Annotated in this window: 15 protein-coding genes; 6 read left to right on the plus strand and 9 right to left on the minus strand. The window is 69.1% G+C overall.

Features of this window, described 5'->3' with window-relative positions; genetic code table 11:
• Nucleotides 1-267: 267 nt before the first annotated feature.
• The 4 genes from cobJ to ahbB all read right to left on the minus strand — a co-directional run bounded on the left by cobJ (nucleotide 268) and on the right by ahbB (nucleotide 4,752).
• Nucleotides 268-1,068 carry a precorrin-3B C(17)-methyltransferase gene (gene cobJ, locus DESTE_RS13340; RefSeq protein WP_035068137.1) on the minus strand — a complete coding sequence of 267 codons (801 nt, stop codon included), beginning with the start codon at nucleotides 1,066-1,068 and terminating at the stop codon, nucleotides 268-270.
• Nucleotides 1,065-2,501, minus strand: a complete 1,437-nt coding sequence (locus DESTE_RS13345; RefSeq protein ID WP_245590849.1) for a cobalt-precorrin 5A hydrolase — start codon at nucleotides 2,499-2,501, stop codon at nucleotides 1,065-1,067. Before DESTE_RS13345 ends, cobJ begins: the two co-directional genes overlap by 4 nt.
• Nucleotides 2,502-2,686: 185 nt before the next feature.
• Nucleotides 2,687-3,964: a glutamate-1-semialdehyde 2,1-aminomutase gene (hemL, locus tag DESTE_RS13350; RefSeq protein ID WP_035068138.1), complete on the minus strand. Its 1,278-nt coding sequence runs from the start codon at nucleotides 3,962-3,964 to the stop codon at nucleotides 2,687-2,689.
• Nucleotides 3,965-4,251: 287 nt separating this feature from the next.
• Nucleotides 4,252-4,752 carry a siroheme decarboxylase subunit beta gene (ahbB, locus tag DESTE_RS13355; protein ID WP_035068139.1) on the minus strand — a complete coding sequence of 167 codons (501 nt, stop codon included), beginning with the start codon at nucleotides 4,750-4,752 and terminating at the stop codon, nucleotides 4,252-4,254.
• Nucleotides 4,753-5,232: 480 nt separating this feature from the next.
• On the opposite strand from ahbB, the gene DESTE_RS13360 reads away from it, so the two are divergent.
• Nucleotides 5,233-6,225, plus strand: coding sequence for an NAD(P)H-dependent glycerol-3-phosphate dehydrogenase (locus DESTE_RS13360; protein ID WP_035070398.1), 993 nt, complete (start codon nucleotides 5,233-5,235; stop codon nucleotides 6,223-6,225).
• 15 nt (nucleotides 6,226-6,240) lie between these two features.
• Here DESTE_RS13360 and DESTE_RS13365 read toward each other — a convergent pair whose 3' ends face one another.
• Nucleotides 6,241-6,636 carry a secondary thiamine-phosphate synthase enzyme YjbQ gene (locus tag DESTE_RS13365; protein WP_035068140.1) on the minus strand — a complete coding sequence of 132 codons (396 nt, stop codon included), beginning with the start codon at nucleotides 6,634-6,636 and terminating at the stop codon, nucleotides 6,241-6,243.
• A 356-nt stretch (nucleotides 6,637-6,992) separates the two neighbouring features.
• Between DESTE_RS13365 and selB the strand changes: the two genes are divergently transcribed.
• Nucleotides 6,993-8,945 (plus strand): selenocysteine-specific translation elongation factor, encoded by a 1,953-nt coding sequence (gene selB / locus DESTE_RS13370; RefSeq protein ID WP_035068141.1) that lies wholly within the window; start codon nucleotides 6,993-6,995, stop codon nucleotides 8,943-8,945.
• Nucleotides 8,946-9,081: 136 nt separating this feature from the next.
• On the opposite strand, the gene DESTE_RS13375 is transcribed toward selB, so the two are convergent.
• From DESTE_RS13375 to DESTE_RS13390, 4 genes are all read right to left on the minus strand, one after another.
• Nucleotides 9,082-9,345, minus strand: coding sequence for a hypothetical protein (locus tag DESTE_RS13375; protein ID WP_035068142.1), 264 nt, complete (start codon nucleotides 9,343-9,345; stop codon nucleotides 9,082-9,084).
• A gap of 414 nt (nucleotides 9,346-9,759) precedes the next feature.
• Nucleotides 9,760-10,686 (minus strand): ATP-binding protein, encoded by a 927-nt coding sequence (locus DESTE_RS13380; protein WP_035068143.1) that lies wholly within the window; start codon nucleotides 10,684-10,686, stop codon nucleotides 9,760-9,762.
• The gene (locus DESTE_RS13385; RefSeq protein WP_051384468.1) at nucleotides 10,674-12,005 is read right to left on the minus strand and encodes a P-loop NTPase; all 1,332 of its coding nucleotides are present in this window, start codon (nucleotides 12,003-12,005) and stop codon (nucleotides 10,674-10,676) included. The genes DESTE_RS13380 and DESTE_RS13385 overlap by 13 nt, the downstream gene beginning before the upstream one ends.
• Nucleotides 12,006-12,087: 82 nt before the next feature.
• Complete coding sequence (locus DESTE_RS13390) at nucleotides 12,088-12,477, minus strand: DUF5320 domain-containing protein (RefSeq protein WP_035068144.1); 390 nt, start codon at nucleotides 12,475-12,477, stop codon at nucleotides 12,088-12,090.
• Nucleotides 12,478-12,712: 235 nt separating this feature from the next.
• Between DESTE_RS13390 and DESTE_RS13395 the strand changes: the two genes are divergently transcribed.
• From DESTE_RS13395 to DESTE_RS13410, 4 genes are all read left to right on the plus strand, one after another.
• Entirely contained in the window at nucleotides 12,713-14,155 is a 1,443-nt protein-coding gene (locus DESTE_RS13395) for a sigma-54 interaction domain-containing protein (protein WP_035068145.1), read from the plus strand.
• A gap of 287 nt (nucleotides 14,156-14,442) precedes the next feature.
• Complete coding sequence (locus DESTE_RS13400; RefSeq protein WP_051384469.1) at nucleotides 14,443-14,874, plus strand: NifB/NifX family molybdenum-iron cluster-binding protein; 432 nt, start codon at nucleotides 14,443-14,445, stop codon at nucleotides 14,872-14,874.
• 4 nt (nucleotides 14,875-14,878) lie between these two features.
• Nucleotides 14,879-15,277: a NifB/NifX family molybdenum-iron cluster-binding protein gene (locus tag DESTE_RS13405; RefSeq protein ID WP_035068146.1), complete on the plus strand. Its 399-nt coding sequence runs from the start codon at nucleotides 14,879-14,881 to the stop codon at nucleotides 15,275-15,277.
• Between the two features lie 2 nt (nucleotides 15,278-15,279).
• On the plus strand, nucleotides 15,280-16,674 hold the full coding sequence (locus tag DESTE_RS13410; RefSeq protein WP_035068147.1) for an iron-sulfur cluster carrier protein MrpORP: 1,395 nt from the start codon (nucleotides 15,280-15,282) through the stop codon (nucleotides 16,672-16,674).
• Nucleotides 16,675-16,731: the final 57 nt, after the last annotated feature.

Consider the following 16,731-nt stretch of genomic DNA (forward strand, 5'->3'; position numbering starts at 1 on the left):
TTCGCGGTGTCAAGACGGGGCGGGAAAATGCAGCGAACTCTGGTGGGTTAGGGGAAAACGTTGCCTCATTCCGGGGGCGACGCGCGTGCCGCACGGCACAAGGTGGCGCGGACGTCCATTAGAATGCGCGCGCCGTTGGCGCGGCGCCGGATTCCGGCCTGCCCTGGCCTGTTTTGACCTGCTCCAGCCTGCTCCAGCCTGCTCCAGAATGTCCCGGCGCGGCATGGCCGGGCGGCAACGCCAGTGGACGGTCGGGCCGCCGGATGATTATTCGCCGCCGCCCTTCCTGCGTGTGCCGTCCCTCCCACCGGGGGCGTACTTATCCATGTACCCGCGCGGGGTGACCATGCGCCCGCCCACCATGGTGGTGGTCCCGTTGCCGATGATGACGATGGACAGCATGTCCACGGCGACCGGGTCGAAGGCGGCCAGGGGCGTGACCGACACCTGCTGGTCGGGCCGGTAGGCCTGGCGTACGAGCCCCACGGGGGTATCCGGGCCCCGGTGGCGGGCGGCGATGGCCAGCGCCTTTTCCAGATGGTCGGCCCGGCGGCGCGAGCGGGGGTTGTAGATGACCACCACGAAGTCCGCGCCAAGGGCGGCGTCCAGGCGGCGTTCGATGACCGGCCACGGGGTCAGCAGGTCGCTCAGGCTTACCGAGGCAAAGTCGTGCATCAGCGGCGCGCCCAGCAGGGCGGCGGCCCCGCACAGGGCGGGCACGCCGGGCGCCACTTCCACCGCGTGGGCCAGGTGGGCAAGGCCGCGCTGGTCCAGCAGTTCGAACACCAGCCCGGCCATGGCGTACACGCCGGGGTCGCCGGAGCAGACCACGCAGGTGGCCCGGCCAGCCAGGGCGGCGTCGATGGCGGCGTTGCAGCGCGCCATCTCGGCCATCATGCCCGTGGCCAGCACCTCGCGGCCATGGCGCAGTTCTTCCGGCACCAGATCCACGTACAGGGTGTAGCCGACGATGCAGTCGGACGCGGCAATGGCGGCACGGGCCTGCGGGGTGAGCAGGGCTGCGTCGCCGGGGCCAAGCCCGATGACGCGCAAGGGGGCGATGGTCATGATGTGGTCTCGCCAGTTGGAGAGGTTGGGGCGGTTGTGACGGTCGCGGAGGCAGCCCCGGTCGAGGAGGTCGGCCCGGTAGCTACGGTCGGGGAACACGCGCGCAAGGCGGAAGGGCCGGGGGCGGGAACGGCGACGGCAGCCGGGGCAATGGCCACGGCCACGGTGACGCCCCGCGCGGCGGACTTGGGAACCAGCAGGACGGCATCAGCGCCCGCCTGCCGGGCGGAGAGCAGGGCGGCGGCCTCGGCCACGCCCACTTCCGGTACGCCCAGCACCTCTGCGGCCTTGGGAGAAGGGTGCGGCACGGGCACTGCGGCCAGGCTGGCCGCATCGAAAAAGTGCAGCCTTGTTCCCAGCGCGGCGGCGGCGCGGTGCAGGCCATGTTCGTCGGCCTTGATGTCCACGGATGCCAGCGCCGCCACGGAAGCCGGGGCCAGCCGGGCGGCGGCCAGCACCTCGCGGATGCGGGCCACGATGACATCACCATCCACCCCGCGTCTGCACCCCGCGCCCACATGCAGCACGCGCGGATGCAGCACAAGGCGGCGCGGTGCGCCCGGGTGATCGTGCGGGGTGACCAGCACCGAGGGCGCATCGGGCGGAAGGTCGGCGGGGTCATTGACGAAGCGGAAAAGGGGTGCGGGGCGGTCCGGGGCAGCAGTATCGCCGCCGCAAGCCGCCAGTGCGCCGTGCGTCCCTATGTGGTCCGTCTCCGCTTCGTCAGCCAAGGCGTTGGTTGCGCGCAGCCCCAGCGTGTCGGCTGGGTCGCAGATCCATACCGGTTCCCCGGCCAGCAGCGCGCCGTTGACGTGACGGACCATGGCGATGTCGGCCATGACCAGCCCGGCCCGCGCGGCCAGCAGGTCGAACGAGGGCAGCCCCTCGGTGTCCGTGGCGGTGGTGATGACCGGCGTTCCGCAGGTAGCTTCGGCCACCTGCCGGGCCAGGTCGTTGCCGCCGCCCAGATGCCCGGACAGCAGACTGATGGCGAAAGCCCCGCGCTGGTCGCAGACCACAACACAGGGGTCCTGGGCCTTGCTGGCGATATGCGGGGCGATGCAGCGTACCACGATGCCCGTGGCCGCCACGAAGACGTGGCCGGGATGCAGGCGGAAGGTGCGCGTCACAAGCTCCGCCAGCGAGGTGAACGGCAGGGCGGTTGGCGCATCGGGATTGCCGCTGGCGGCACGCGGTACGTCGGATGGCGTGCCTGCCGCCGTATCCCGCGCAGGGGCCGTGACCTCGTGCGGCCTGGCGTTGTCCGCCCCGCCCGCATTCCCCACACCTCGGTTCGGCACGCACAGCCGTTCCGGCAGGTACAGCACTCCGCCCAGTTTTCCGGCAATGCGCCGCGCCAACGCGGCCCCGCCGGGGGTCAGCGCGTACACGGCCATGGGCCGTTCGGAGGTCTGGCGGGGCGTGTGGGGCATGGCGGTCATGACGGGGTTGGGTGTGCTTTCGCGGGCTGTTCTTTCGGGGGGGCGGTTGGCCCACGGCTCGTCCGCCGGTTCCGTGCCGGCGCGTTCGTGCGTCCGGGGCCACAACGCAAACGGGGGCGGGGCCGTACCGGCATCCGCCCCCGTGGTCGTCGGTTGGTGGCTGCGGCGCGCCGTGGCTAGGCCGTCAGGGTAATGGACCGGGCGGCGTCCAGCAGCGCGGCAAGGTCCGCGTCGGTATGGGCGAACGAGACCATGGCCGCCTCGAAGGGCGACGGCGCAAGGTAGATGCCCTTGTCGCGCATCTGCTTGTAATAGCTGGTGTACAGGGCCGCGTTGGCGGTCTTGGCGCTGGCGAAGTCGGTGACCGGCTGGTCGGTGAAGAACACCGTGAACATGGAGGCGATGGTGTTCACCCGCACCGGCACGCCCTTGGCCGCCAGAATGGTTTGCAGTTCCGCGGCCAGCGCGGCCACGCGGGCTTCCAGCGCGTCGTAGTCGGACTTCTTCAGTTCCGTCAGGGTGGCGATGCCCGCCGCCATGGCCAGCGGGTTACCGGACAAGGTGCCCGCCTGATACACCTCGCCGCAGGGGGCGATGCGGCGCATCAGGTCGGCCCTGCCGCCATACGCGCCCACGGGCAGGCCGCCGCCGATGATCTTGCCGAGGGTGGTCAGGTCGGGCGTGATGCCGAAACGCTTCTGCGCCCCGCCGTAGTTCACGCGAAAGCCGGTGATCACCTCGTCGAAGATCAGCAGCGCGCCGTGCTCGGTACACAGGTCGCGCAGGCCCTGCAGAAAGCCGTCCACGGGCAGGACCAAGCCCATGTTGCCCGCCACCGGTTCCACGATGATGGCGGCGATGTCCTTGCCGTGCAGGGCGAACAGTTCCGCCACGGCGGTCAGGTCGTTGTAGGGGGCCAGCAGGGTGTCGCGCACCGTTGCTTCGGGCACGCCGGGGGTGCCGGGGATGGACAGGGTGGCCACGCCCGAACCGGCGCTGGCCAGAAAGGCGTCCGCGTGGCCGTGGTAGCAGCCCACGAACTTGATCATCTTGTTGCGACCGGTGACGCCGCGCGCAAGGCGCAGGGCGCTCATGGTGGCTTCCGTGCCCGAATTGACCATGCGCACCATTTCCACGGCGGGCAGGGCGTCGATGACGGCTTCGGCCAGGATCACTTCATCCTCGCAGGGTGCGCCGTAGCTGGTGCCCCGGTCCACGGCGGCGTGGATGGCGCTGGCCACCACGGGGTGGGCGTGGCCGAGAAGCATGGGGCCCCAGGACTGGACGTAGTCGACGAAGGTATCGCCGTCCACGGTGGTCAGGTGGCTGCCCTTGGCGTGGGCCACGAACAGGGGGTCGCTGTCCACGCCCAGGCAGGCGCGCACGGGGCTGTTGACCCCGCCGGGGATGAGTTGCTGGGCGCGTGCGAAAAGTTCCTTGGAGCGGTGGTCCATGCTGCGTTCTCCGTGGTGTCGCCGAATGGGGTGGCGGTAGTTGGCGAAGCGTGCGGTGGCTTGCGGGGCAGATTGGTGGCGTAGCCTGTGGTTATCGCGGTGTCGTTGTCAGCGGAAACCGCCTTGCCCGGCGGACAAAAATAGTAATTCCTCGCATCACGTCCGCATCAGCCATCCGCACCGGAAGACCGGCGCGGAGTGTAAGGAAGAAAGGCAGTCTCTCGGAATATGGAAGGGGAAAAGAAGCGGACAGGCGGCAGGGCCGCGAGCCGGTCGTACGTCCCTGCCTATTCCGGAAAATAGACCATGGAGGTCTTTTTCAGCTCGCGCAGCGATTCGAGCACGGCGTACTCGTCGAGCACGGTTTCGCGGCGCAGCTGTTCGATCACTTCCAGGTGTTCCGTCTCGTGGCGGCCATGGATCATGGTGTACAGTTCGTACGGCCAGTCGGGCGCGGACGAGGGGCGGTAGTAGGCGTGCGAGATCAGCGGGTGTTCGGCGGCCTGCTTGCCAGCCTCTTCGGCCTGCTGTTCGGTGACGCGCCAGGCCACCATGGCGTTGTGGGTCCACCCGGCGCGCTGGTGCTTGATGCTGGCGCCGAAGCGGCGGATGGAACCGTCTTCCTTCATGCGGCGCAGCAGGTCGAGCACGGTGGCCTCGTCGGCGCCCACGGCGGCGGCGATGTCTGCGTACGGGGTGGCGCTGTCGGGCAGGTTCTTCTGTACGATGGCCAGAATGCGGCGTTCAATGTCCGTGAATCGGGGCGCGGTGTCGTCGGGACGGCTCATGCGTGGTCCTCGTTCGGTTGCGGTTCGACACACGCTGATACCCCGTCCCACCGGACGACGCAACCCGCAGGCAGGGTGAGGGGGGGGCGGGTATGGGCTGGGACCGTGGGACCGGGGCGTGTGGCCGTGGCGCGTGGCCGTGGCGCGTCCGGGCGTGCGCGCAACGTGGCAGCAGGGCAAGGGATGGGGGCAGAACGACGCGTGCCGTGTGCCGTGCGCGGGGGGGTGACCGGACAGCGTGGCAGCGGGGCGGCGCCGGGTACCGATTCGGGCGGGAGACATCGCCCGTCCGTCACTCGTCCGTCATCATCCGGCACCGGATTGCCGTATGAGGTCGCGGCGCGCCTGCCTTGTGGCGGCTCGCGCTTTGCCATATCCTTTCGCACCATTGATGGACTCGGCACGTCTGACATACTTGGCACACTTGGCACACCACGGGCCGCTTGCGGCCACGGAGAACACGACATGACCAGCGACGCCATGCGCATCGCCGTCATCGGGGGCGGCAGCTGGGGCACGGCCCTGGCCCACCTGCTGGCGGGCAAGGGCTACGATGCGCGCCTGCTGCTGCGCGACGCCGATGTGGCGCAGGCCATCAACACCCGGCACGAAAACCCGCGCTACCTGGCGGGGCTGGCCCTGCATCCCGGCGTGCGCGCGCATGTGGCCGCCGGTGAGGCGCTGGAAGGCGCGGACGTGGTGCTTTCCGTGGTGCCCTGCCAGCAGGTGCGCGGGGTGCTGCGCGGGCTGCGGCCCCTGTTGCCGCGCGAGGTGGTGTTCGTCAGCGCCAGCAAGGGCGTGGAGGCGGGCAGCATGCGCACCATCGCAGAGATGGTGGCCGAGGAACTGGCCGGGCTGGACCCGCACTACGCGGTGCTTTCCGGGCCGTCCTTCGCGGCAGAGGTGGTGCGCAACCTGCCCACCGCCGTGGTGCTGGGCTGCACGGATGCGGACCTTGGCGCGCGGCTGCGCGAGGTGTTTTCCACCCCCGGCTTCCGCACCTATTCCAGCACGGACGTGCGTGGCGTGGAGCTTGGCGGCGCGGTGAAGAACGTCATCGCCATTGCCGCCGGGCTGTCCGACGGTCTCGGCTTCGGCAGCAATGCGCGGGCCGGGCTGATCACGCGCGGGCTGGCGGAAATGTCCCGTCTGGGCGAGGCGCTGGGCGCGCGGGCGTCCACCTTCATGGGTCTTTCCGGGCTTGGGGATCTGGTGCTGACCTGCACCGGCGACCTTTCGCGCAACCGGCAGGTGGGGCTGCGCCTTGCCGAGGGGCGGGCGCTGGCCGACATCGTCACCGAGATGCGCATGGTGGCCGAAGGGGTGAAGACCACAGAGGCCGTGCACGACCTTGCCGCCGCCATGGGCGTGGACATGCCCATCACCGACGCCATGTACAGCGTGCTGCACGACGGCGCGAACCCGCACGACGCGGTGCGCGAACTGATGACGCGGGAGCTGAAGGAAGAGTAGCCTGCCCTGTTCTGGCTACCCCGGCAACCACTGCACCCACAGCTTCCTGTCGCGCGGGCCGTCGAATTCGCAGAAATACACCCCCTGCCATGTGCCAAGGCGCAGCCGCCCGCCATCCACGATGAGCAGCAGGGACGGCCCGAACAGGCTGGTCTTGATGTGCGCGTCGCTGTTGCCTTCGGCATGGCGGTAGTCGCCGCGCCGGGGGACGATGGTGCCCATGTTCACGGCAATGTCGCGGGCAACATCCGGGTCGGCGGCCTCGTTCACGGTCACCGCGCCGGTGGTGTGCGGGCAGAACAGCACCAGCGCACCATCGGTCCAGCTCTTGCGGGTCACCAGTTCCTGTAGCTCTTCGGTCACATCCAGCAATTGTTCGCGCGTGGTGGTGCGCAGGGACAGCGTTTCCATGGGGATCTCCTTTGGGGGAATCTGGACGCGTTTTCGCTGTTTTATCAGTGCACACAGCGTGTTGCGGGTGTGTTTGCCGTCCTGCCAGCTTGAGTCCGTGCTGCTTTTTGCCTACAACCACATGACGATGCGAGGCAAGTGAGGTTTATGCCGGGGTGTTGCTCCCGCGCCTGCCTGCCTGCGTCTGTGCCGCTTCCATGCAGCCCCTGCGAACATTGAGGGGTGCAGGGGACAGCGTCCCCTGCCCGCCGGAGGCACAATAAAAATCTCCGGCATTGGGCGCAGCGGATACAACCGCCCGCCGGAGGCATCTACAAACGCTCTCCGCCGAAGGCACAACACCCGGGAGTACACGCATGCCTGTCGTCATGGGCACCGCAGGACATATCGACCACGGCAAGACCTCGCTGGTCCGCGCGCTGACCGGCATCGACTGCGACCGGCTGGAAGAGGAAAAGCGGAGGGGCATCACCATCGAGCTCGGCTTCGCGTTCTGCGATCTGCCGGGCGCCGGGGCTGATGGCGGTCGGCTGGGCATCGTGGACGTGCCGGGGCACGAACGCTTCGTCAAGAACATGGTGGCCGGGGCGTCGGGCATCGACTTCGTCATGCTGGTCATTGCGGCGGACGAAGGGGTGATGCCCCAGACCCGCGAACATCTGGAAATCTGCTCGCTGCTGGGCATCCGGCACGGATTGGTGGCCCTGACCAAGGTGGACATGGTGGACCCGGAATGGCTGGACTTGGCGCAGGAGGACGTGGCCGGGTTCCTGGCCGGGACGTTCCTTGAGGGCGCGCCCATCTTTCCGGTGTCCTCAACCACCGGGCAGGGGCTGGATGCGCTGCGCGAACACCTGGCCATGCTGGAGCGCGAACTGCGCCCGGTGCGCCGCAGCGACCTGTTCCGGCTGCCCGTGGACCGCGTGTTCACCATGAAGGGGCACGGCACGGTGGTCACCGGCACCATGGTGTCCGGCAGCGTGAAGGTGGGTGACGAGGTGCTGCTGTACCCCGGCGGCGCGCAGACGAAGGTGCGCAGCCTGCAAAGCCATGGCGGCCCGGTGGACGTGGCCCCTGCAGGGCGGCGCACCGCGGTCAACGTGCAGGGGCTGGACGTGGAGGACGTGCAGCGCGGCGACGTGCTGGCCCACCCCGGCACGCTGTTTCCGTCCTTGCGCTGGATGACCCGGCTGACCTGCCTGTCGTCCGCGCCCACGCCGCTGAAGAACCGCACCGAGGTGCATTTTCACCACGGCGCGCGCGAGGTGCTGGCGCGGCTGTACTTCCCCGACCGGGACAAGCTGGCCCCCGGAGAAACCGCACTGTGCGAGGTGCGCTTTACCGAACCCATGGTGGGCGTTGCGGGCGACCGCTGCGTGGTGCGCTCGTTCTCGCCGCTGCGCACGGTGGCCGGTGGCGCGGTGCTGCACCCGCTGGGGCTGGACCTGCGCCGCAAGGACGCTGAATTTGCCGACAAACTGGCCTTGCTGGAAGGGTTGCCCGACGTTCACGAGGCGGGCGACGCCGCCACGCAGGAGGCGGCCACCCAGGCCCTGCTGCGGCTGGCCGGTTCCGCCGGGGCGCGGTTTGCCCAGCTTTCGGTGCTGACCAACCTGGAATCCAAGCGGCTGGACAAGGCCCTGCAAGCCCTGGGGGCCAAGGGGCGGGTGTTCTGCTTTGACCGGGACGAGCGCGCCTACGTGGACGCGGAGACGGTGCGCCGTCTGGCGGCGGGGTGCCTGACCCGCGCGGCGGAATACCACGCCCGCGAACCGCTGAAACCGGGTATGGCGCGCGGGGCGCTGTCCGCCGGGTGGGGGCGGGGGCTGCATCCCAAGCTGGTGCATTTCATCATCGAGCGGCTGCTGAAGGCGGGCGAACTGGTGGCCGAAGGCGACGTGCTGCGCCTGCCGGGGCACAAGGTGTCGCTGGCGTCGGACCAGGAGGGCCTGCGCGCAAAGATTCGCACGGCCTATGCAGAAGGGGGCAGCAGCCCGCCCAATGCCAAGGACGTGCTGGAACCGCTGGGGCTGGAATTCAAGGAAGCGGCGGCGGTGTTCAAGCTGTTGCAGGACGCCGGGGAACTGGTGAAGGTGAAGGACGGCCTGTACTTTCCCGGCCCGGTGATGGCGGATCTGAAGGCCCGCGTGACCGCGTGGTTCGACACCCACGACGACCTCGACCCGGCGGGGTTCAAGGAACTATCGGGCGGCCTTTCTCGCAAGTACGTGATTCCGTTGCTGGAATATTTCGACAAGGAGCGCGTGACCATTCGCGTGGGGGACAAGCGCCAACTGCGAGGACGGTAGCCAGCAGAGCGCCTCGCGCGCGGGCTGCCCGCCTGGCAACGCGGGCAGGCATGCGGGAGCAGCCTTTTTCAAGGCATGAAAAAGCGCCGCCACCGGAGGGTTCCGGTGGCGGCGTTCTGTGTCTGTCTGCGGAAAATCAGAACAACAGCGCGCGCAGGCTGCCCAGAAGGCCGCCGAAAGTGCCCTGAGATGGCCCGGCCATGCCGGGCGGCAGCGGCAGCACCACGTCTCCGGCGTCGGGGTCTGGCTGGGCGGCAAGGCGCTGGCGCAGGGCCGCGTAGGCCTGGTCCAGGCGTTCCTCTTCGCTGCGGCGTTTGCGCTCGGCATCGCGCATGGTGCGTTCGTGGCGCTCCATGGCGTCCTGGTGCCGCTTCAGCAGGTGTTCGACATCGTCGTGCATCACGAACCTCGCTGTGGCCGGATCCCGCTTGCAGGCCCCCCGGCAATGACGTGCGGAGTCATTCTTCCTGTACGCAGGTCACGAATATCTTTAGAAAATTGTTGCTCGAAATATAGCGCTCCCACGCATTTTCTGTCAATCGCATGAGATGCGCGGGTAAGGAAAAACCTGTGGTCCGGCTGACGACCCGCAGGTTCTCATGTCATGTCGCAGGGATTCGGCAACATACGGTTCCGGCGGCGAAAGAGGGACACTTGTCGTGGCGTGCTATTTCGCACAAGACAGATGTGCAGGGTGGCGATGCCGTGGCATGTCCGCCGAAGGTGCCGGGCGATTCCGTCAGGTCCCAGGTGCCGTGGGCGTCATGCCTCTGCTTCTGCTGACGTGGCCGTCATACCTCTGCTGACGTGGCCGTCATGCCTCTGCTGACGTGGCCGTCATGGCCTGCAACCTGCGCCACACCTCGCGAAACAGGGCGCCTTCGGCATGGGGCGCGAATTCCGGCACGGAAAGCCCGGCGAACTGGGCGGCCATGAATACCGGTGAATGGGGCATGCTGCCGAGCATGGGCAGGCCGTGGTCGGCGCAGAATGCCTCGATCTGGCGAGCCATGCCGACGTGGATGTCCGCCTTGTTCAGCAGCACGGACGCATGCACGCCGAAATGCCTGGTCAGGGCATGTACCCGTTCCAGATCGTGCAGGGCAGAAACAGTGGGCTCCGTCACCAGCAGGGCCGTGTCCGCCCCGGCCAGCGAGGCGATGACCGGGCAGCCCACCCCCGGCGAACCATCGATGAGCACGGTGTCCGCGCCCAGCGCTTCGGCGATTTCGCGGGCGCGGGTGCGCACCGTGCTGACCAGCTTGCCGGAATTTTCCTCGCCGATGCCGAGCGCCGCGTGCACCATGGGGCCGAAGCGAGTGTCGGAAACGTACCATTCGCCGCAGTGGCGTTCATCCAGCGCCACGGCCCCCTCGGGGCAGACGTGGGCACAGGCGCCGCAACCTTCGCACATTTCGCGCGCCACCTGCGGCGGCGCGTTCAGGGCGCCGTAGCGGCAGGCTGTGGTGCAGGCGCCGCAGCGGGTGCACAGGGCGGCGTCAATGCGGGCCAGCACGCCGCTGTGAAAGTCGTGCCGCTCGCGCACCACGGGCGCCAGCAGCAGGTGCAGGTCCGATGCGTCCACGTCGCAATCGGCCAGCACCAGTGCGGGCGGGGGCGTTTCGCCTTTACATGCGGCGTCCTTCGGGGCCGCGTCTTCTCGGGCAACCGCAGCCAGTGCCGCCGTGACGCTGGTCTTGCCCGTGCCCCCCTTGCCGCTGATGACCACTATCTGCCGCATGTTGGCTCCTTGCCGCCCGTGGTTGCGCCGGTTTCTTCTCTTGTTGTGCCCGGAGCCGCCACGCCTGTCGAACTAGTTGAACCGGCCAGATCAGCCAGATCAGCCAGACCGGCCAGATCAGCCAAGCCTGCCGACTCCGCCGGACCGGCCAGTCCCAGGCCGTCCCATGGTCGGCGCGGACCGTCGGCACCCCTGGCCATGTCTTCCAGCACATCCGCCAGCCGTGCGTAGGCCGCGCGCACCTCGGGCGCGGCGTCGTGCATCAGGCTGCCCGTGGCTCCGCATTCCGCAGCCGCCCGGCTGAAGGGGATGACGCCCAGCAGGGGCACGCCTTCTTGCGCGGCCCAAGTGCGGACGGGGTCACCGGGTGGGGTGCATCCGGCGGTTTCTGTCGGCGGCTGTGCGGCGGGCAAGCCCATGCCGCCCCCCATTCCGGCCCGATTCAGCACCACGGCATGAGGCAGGCGCAGGTGGCGCGCAAGGCTTAGGGCCAGGCGCAGGTCGTGCAGGCCGAAGGGGGACGGTTCGGCCACCAGCAACAGCAGGTCGGCGTCGTGCACGGCGTTGATGGCGGCGCAGGCGACGCCCGGCGGACAATCGCAGATGACGAAGGCGCACGACTCCGGTGCGGGTCCGTCCTTCGGGGCGGTGGCGCACGGCGGGACGGTCGGGAACGGCGCGTCCTTCACCGCCTTGATCAGCGGGGTGGCCATGGCCTCGCCGATGCGCAGCACCCCGTCACGAAAGCGCAGGGCGGGGGCGGCGTCCGGACGTGCGAGGCCCCTTTCCGCCGTGGCGGCCCTGCCGGTTTGGTCCGCTCGGCCTGTTTGGTCTGCCCGGTCTGCCCGGTCTGTTTGGTCTGCCCGGTCTGGCCTGTTCACCATATTCCCCCTGTCCGCACCGTTGCCCATGGTCGGGCGAATGCGGGCGATGCCGCCGCGCACCTCGCCCACCAGGCGCGTGGCATAGGTCATGGCGCCCGTGGGGCAGACCAGCGCGCACAGGCCGCAGCCGTGGCACAGGTCCGGAAAGTCCAGCACCGTATCACCCATGAACGCCAGCGCCTTGAAACGGCAGGCATCCACGCAGCGGCGGCATGCAGCGCCAAGGCACAGGGTTTCGTTCACCCGGGGTACGGGCAGGGTGCACTGTTCGCGCGTCTTCCATTCCACGGGCAGGAACAGATGCGCGTTGGGTTCCTCCACGTCGCAGTCGGCAAGCGCCACGTGGTGTCCCCGCGCGGCAAGCAGCGCGGCAAGGTTCACGGCCACGGTGGTCTTGCCCGTGCCCCCCTTGCCGCTGGCAATGGCCAGTTTCATGCGGCCTCCGTTGCCGTACCGAATGCATGCAGGCCGCCGGGGACGGCGTTTCCCGGGCGGCCTGTCCGAATTGCGGCGGCTGTCATTGGTCGTCGCCGGTGGCAGGCGGCATGGCCGGGCCGCGTCCGCGCCCGAATCCGGCTCCGCGTCCCCTGCCACGTCCCAGACCGTATCCCTGCCCATATCCCTGTCCAGATCGCTGGCCAGCGCCCCTGCCGAAGCCCCTGCCGCTCTGCGCGCCATTGCCCGCACCGTTTCCCGGTCGCAGGGCGTCGATGACGTCACGCGCCGTATCCAGCACGTTGCCGAGGTTGGCGGCCAGTTCATCAAGGGCGGAAGCTTCGGCGTTGGCAGCATCGTCCATGGGCGGACCTGCCTGTCCGCGTCGCGCCCGCGCCGTGCCGCAGCGGCCCACGCCGCGCCCGGTGCCGGGGCCGCGTCCCATGGGGCCTGTTCCGTTCATGCCAGGCATATGCGCCTCCTGGTTGCAGGTGAAGCCGTGACCACACGGCCACATCCGACAGTGAGCATGAACCGTTCCAGCCTGTTCCCGCCAATGATGCCAGTGGATTAGACGCGCCAGAAACCACGCGGAGAAAAAACGGGCGCAAAACGCGCCCATGTGGTAGGTGAGTGCTTGCATACATTGTGAGGCGTTACTTTCCACGTCGTATCCGGATGACACCCGCCGGAACAAGGAGCGGACCATGGCCCTGCCGCGTGACATATCCTGCGAGACCATCATGGAAAGCGTGGCCGACGGCGTGTTCACCGTGGACCTTGACTGGCGCATCACCTCGTTCAACCGGGCGGCGGCGGAGATCACCGGGGTGCCCCCGCACGAGGCCCTGGGCAGGCGCTGCCGCGACGTGTTCCATTCCAGCATCTGCGACGGGGCCTGCGTGCTGCGGGCGTGCATCGAGCAGGACATGCCGCTGGGCAACCGCTCGGTGTTCATCCTGCGCCCGGACGGGCGCAAGGTGCCCGTAAGCATCAGCGGCGCACCCCTGCGCGACCGGCGCGGCAGGCTGATGGGCGGGGTGGAGACCTTCCGCGACCTGTCCGCCCTGCACCTGATGCGCAAGCAACTGGACGGCCAGCACACGGTGGAGGACATCGTCACCCGCAGCGCGGCCATGATCCGCCTGCTGGGCATCCTGCCCCAGGTGGCGGCCAGCGACGCGCCGGTGCTGGTGCTGGGCGAATCGGGCACCGGCAAGGAACTGTTCGCGCGCGCCATCCACAACCTCAGCCCCCGGCGGGGCAGGCCCTTCGTGGGGGTGAACTGCGGGGCCCTGCCGGAACACCTGCTGGAATCGGAACTGTTCGGCTACAAGGCCGGGGCGTTCACCGACGCGCGGCGCGACAAGCCGGGCCGCTTTGCCCTTGCGGACGACGGCACCATCTTTCTGGACGAGATTGGCGACATGCCGTTGCCCCTGCAGGTGAAGCTGCTGCGGGTGCTGCAGGAAAAGGTGTACGAGCCGCTGGGCGCGGTGCGCCCCCAGGCCGCGCCCGCGCGGGTCATCGCCGCCACCAACCGTGACCTGGAACGCCTGGCGGGCGAGGGGGGATTCCGCAGCGACCTGTACTACCGGCTCAACGTGGTCATGCTGCGCCTGCCCGCCCTGCGTGAACGGCCGGAGGACATCCCCCTGCTGCTCGACCACTTCGTGGCGCAGCGCAACCTGCTGAGCGGCAAGGAGATCGAGGGCGTGTCAGAGGACGTGCTGCACCTGCTGCTGCGCTATCCCTTCCCCGGCAACGTGCGCGAGATGGAGAACATCGTCGAGTACGCGTTCATCCTGTGCCAGCGCGGGTTCATTCAGTTGGAACATCTGCCGGAATACCTGCTGGGTGCGCAGAGCACGCCCGTTGGCCAGGCTGCCGGTCCTGCCGGATATGGCGAGGGACAGATGACGGCGCATGCTGCGGAGCAAGGACGGATCACGCCCCCCCAGGCCGTGCCTGCCCGACCCACACCCGCCCAGGCCGTGACAAGCAGTCCGCGCACCATGGCCACCGCCAAGCTGGACGCCGTGCGCGAGGCGTTGCGGCGGCACGGCGGGCGGGTTATGGCCGCCTGCCGCGAACTGGACATATCCAAGGATACCCTGCGGCGCATCCTGAAGGGCGGCGGGGCGGATTGAGGCCGCGGCCTGCGCGGGGCGCAGGGCCGGGAAGATTTTACCTGTGCTGATGCATGGTTATATGGCAGTGGCGAGTGAAACGTGGCTGCCGTGCTGTCACTGCAGGATGAATACGGGCGCAAAATGCGCCCGTATTTCGTTTGTGGGCGTGTTTTACGCCACCATTATGGGGCCTGCATGGTGCTTCGAAGGGCAGAGCGCGCGTAACATGCCGTGATTTAATAATGTTTCAGGATGGCATCCTGCATGCTTCAGGGGGGACACGGCCGCCGCGCCGTGGGGACACCATGAATGCCCATGTCTGCCTTGCCTGCTTCGAGGACCGCCTTGCCACGCTGCTGGAAACAGCTGCCGAGCTGCGCTGCGTGCGCATGACCGGCGGCGTTCCGGCGGAACGGACCGTCCTCCCCGTGCCGGATGGCGGCCCCGCGCCGCTCATCGACGTTCTGTCGCGCCATGGGGTTTCCCTGTTGGTGTGCGGGGGCATTCGCCCCTGCTGGCGGAGCGCCGTGGAGATGGCCGGGATAGCCGTCCTGCCGTGGCTTTCGGGCAGCGAGACCGACGTGTTGTCCGCCCTTGTCCGGGGCAGGACGGACACACTTGCCATGCCCGGTTGCCGCCCGCTTCCGGGCAGGGGCGGCGGGCCACGGCGCGGCGGCCCATGCACCACAACAGGCGCGGGCTGCTTTCGGCGGCGGCGTCGCAACGCAGGAGAATGACAGGATGCAGGTTCTCATCACCGTGCAGGACGCAGCACCGGGCAATCCGCCCGGCGTTGCGGGGGCCGACGCCCTTCTTGATGCCCGTCTGGACCCGCGCTTCGGGCGCGCGCAGGGCTATCTGCTGTGCGATACGGCCACGGGGGCGGTGCGCAGGCTGGATGCGGCCTCCAACATGTCGCTGGCGCAGGGCGCGGGCATTCAGGCCGCGCAAGCCGCCGCCGACGCCGGGGCCGAGGCCGTGATTACCGGCCATGTGGGGCCCAAGGCCTTTACCGCGCTGCGCCGGGGCGGCATCGCCATCTATCTTTCAACGCACGCCACCGCGCGTCAGGCCCTGCGGGCGCTGGCGGACGGCAATCTGGCCCCGGCGGCGGAGCCGGACCGGGAGGGACACTGGTAGCCATGGGTACGGACACGCACGAACAGGAGCACCGTTGCGGCTGTGGCGGGGCCGGTTGCGGCGGCGAACAGCATGTGGAGGCCACCGGGGGCTGCTCCGGATCGGGCTGCGGCGGGCACGGGGATCATGCTGCGCATGACGGGCATGACGCCAACGGCCCGGCAGACGGCACGGAAACCCCGGTGCGCATGGCCGGGCGGGTGGGCGCCAGGCTGGTGGTGCTGAGCGGCAAGGGCGGCGTGGGCAAGAGCACCGTGGCCGTGAACCTTGCCGTGGGGCTTGCCCGCACCGGGCGCAAGGTGGGCCTGCTGGACGTGGACGTGCACGGTCCCAGCGTGCCGCGCATGCTGGGGCTTGGCCGGGCCCGGCCCGTGGCGGGCGATGGCTGGATGGCCCCGGTAAGCGCGGGGCCGAACCTGCGGGTGATGTCGCTGGGGTTCTTTCTGCCCGACCCGGAAGTGCCGGTGATCTGGCGCGGCCCGGTGAAGATGGGCATGGTGCGCCAGTTTCTGGTGGACGTGCGCTGGGGCGATCTGGACGTGCTGGTGGTGGACTGCCCCCCCGGCACCGGGGACGAGCCGCTTTCGGTGCTGCAACTGCTGGGTGAGGATGCACACGCGGTCATCGTCACCACGCCGCAGGGCGTGGCCGTGGACGACGTGCGCCGGTCCGTGGGGTTCTGCCGCCAGCTCGGCAACCCCATCCTGGGCATTGTCGAGAACATGGGCGGCTATGTGTGCCCCAAATGCGGCGAACTGACCCCGCTGTTTCCCGCCGGGGGCGGCCAGCAGCTGGCCCGTGAGACCGGCGTGCCGTTTCTGGGCAGCATTCCCCTGCACCCCGATCTGACCAGTGCCGGTGATGCCGGGCACAGTCTGCTGGAGGCGGACCCGTCCGGCGGACAGGAACCGGTGCATCCGGTAATCCGGGCCTTTCAGCCGGTGGTGGGCGCCGCCGGGGCGGTGTGCCCGGCTGGTGATTCCGGAAAGCCCGGCGATTCCATACCGGGCACCCCGGCCAACAGCAACGGCGGCCCTGCGTCGCAAGGAGCATCGGACATGAAGATCGCCATACCGCTGGCGGCGGGCAGGCTGTGCCAGCACTTCGGCCATTGCGAGCAGTTTGCCGTGCTGACCGTGGACCCGGGCGACGGCACCGTGAAGGGACAGGAACTGCTGACGCCCCCGCCGCACGAGCCGGGCGTGCTGCCCGCGTGGATCGCGGACACGGGAACCCGGCTGGTCATCGCCGGGGGCATGGGGGCACGGGCCCGCCAGTTGCTGGAAGAGCGGGGCGTACAGGTGCTGGTGGGCGCTTCCGCCGCAGACCCGGCAGATATTGTGGCCGCGTGGTTCGGCAACCGGCTGGATCTTGGCGCGAACACCTGCGATCATTGATGCCAAGCCGCTAAGCCGTGCGGGCGTTCCCCCCGCCAGGCCGTGCGGCGCGGCAAT

Origin of the sequence: Nitratidesulfovibrio termitidis HI1 (genome assembly GCF_000504305.1) — a bacterium.
Taxonomy (GTDB): domain Bacteria; phylum Desulfobacterota; class Desulfovibrionia; order Desulfovibrionales; family Desulfovibrionaceae; genus Cupidesulfovibrio; species Cupidesulfovibrio termitidis.

Excerpts from the sequence above, each read along its gene's own strand:
- cobJ (WP_035068137.1), bottom strand. The coding sequence starts at position 1,068 with ATGACCATCGCCCCCTTGCGCGTCATCGGGCTTGGCCCCGGCGACGCA.
- DESTE_RS13345 (WP_245590849.1), bottom strand. The coding sequence starts at position 2,501 with ATGCCCCACACGCCCCGCCAGACCTCCGAACGGCCCATGGCCGTGTAC.
- hemL (WP_035068138.1), bottom strand. The coding sequence starts at position 3,964 with ATGGACCACCGCTCCAAGGAACTTTTCGCACGCGCCCAGCAACTCATC.
- ahbB (WP_035068139.1), bottom strand. The coding sequence starts at position 4,752 with ATGAGCCGTCCCGACGACACCGCGCCCCGATTCACGGACATTGAACGC.
- DESTE_RS13360 (WP_035070398.1), top strand. The coding sequence starts at position 5,233 with ATGCGCATCGCCGTCATCGGGGGCGGCAGCTGGGGCACGGCCCTGGCC.
- DESTE_RS13365 (WP_035068140.1), bottom strand. The coding sequence starts at position 6,636 with ATGGAAACGCTGTCCCTGCGCACCACCACGCGCGAACAATTGCTGGAT.
- selB (WP_035068141.1), top strand. The coding sequence starts at position 6,993 with ATGCCTGTCGTCATGGGCACCGCAGGACATATCGACCACGGCAAGACC.
- DESTE_RS13375 (WP_035068142.1), bottom strand. The coding sequence starts at position 9,345 with ATGCACGACGATGTCGAACACCTGCTGAAGCGGCACCAGGACGCCATG.
- DESTE_RS13380 (WP_035068143.1), bottom strand. The coding sequence starts at position 10,686 with ATGCGGCAGATAGTGGTCATCAGCGGCAAGGGGGGCACGGGCAAGACC.
- DESTE_RS13385 (WP_051384468.1), bottom strand. The coding sequence starts at position 12,005 with ATGAAACTGGCCATTGCCAGCGGCAAGGGGGGCACGGGCAAGACCACC.
- DESTE_RS13390 (WP_035068144.1), bottom strand. The coding sequence starts at position 12,477 with ATGCCTGGCATGAACGGAACAGGCCCCATGGGACGCGGCCCCGGCACC.
- DESTE_RS13395 (WP_035068145.1), top strand. The coding sequence starts at position 12,713 with ATGGCCCTGCCGCGTGACATATCCTGCGAGACCATCATGGAAAGCGTG.
- DESTE_RS13400 (WP_051384469.1), top strand. The coding sequence starts at position 14,443 with ATGAATGCCCATGTCTGCCTTGCCTGCTTCGAGGACCGCCTTGCCACG.
- DESTE_RS13405 (WP_035068146.1), top strand. The coding sequence starts at position 14,879 with ATGCAGGTTCTCATCACCGTGCAGGACGCAGCACCGGGCAATCCGCCC.
- DESTE_RS13410 (WP_035068147.1), top strand. The coding sequence starts at position 15,280 with ATGGGTACGGACACGCACGAACAGGAGCACCGTTGCGGCTGTGGCGGG.